Below are 364 nucleotides of genomic sequence, written 5' to 3'. Positions count from 1 at the left end.
CGCGAGGCTGCCGATCTACGCCATCGATGCGGATTTACCGGCTGCTCAACTTGCGCCCCGTCTGTTCTTCGAACATCGCGGGCTGTGGGATGCCGCCGCCAAGCTCACAGCAGCAATCGATCGGGGCTGCGAAAACGAGCGCTATTGTGAAGCGCTTGCGGTGATTGTCGCGCATGAGTTGATGCAAAGCCACGGCCATCATCCGCGCCGCGAACCATTGGCGAGGGGCGGGCTGGCTGTCTGGCAACAGCGCGCCGTCACCCGCTATATCGAGGAACACCTGGCCGAGCCTATCTCGCTCGCCGCGCTGGCGGGGCTCGCTCGTCTGAGCTCGTACTATTTCTGCCGCGCATTCAAGCAATCA

At 62.6% G+C, this 364-nt stretch carries 1 pseudogene; it reads left to right on the top strand.

Annotated features, from left to right (window positions below):
• A pseudogene (locus AC5ZGW_RS47615) lies at positions 1 to 364 on the top strand (helix-turn-helix transcriptional regulator); the annotation flags it as partial.

The sequence above is a fragment of the Bradyrhizobium sp. Crot121 genome (assembly GCF_059512385.1).
Note: the sequence above shows the minus strand (reverse complement) of the source record. Positions and strands in the feature narration are given on the sequence as shown.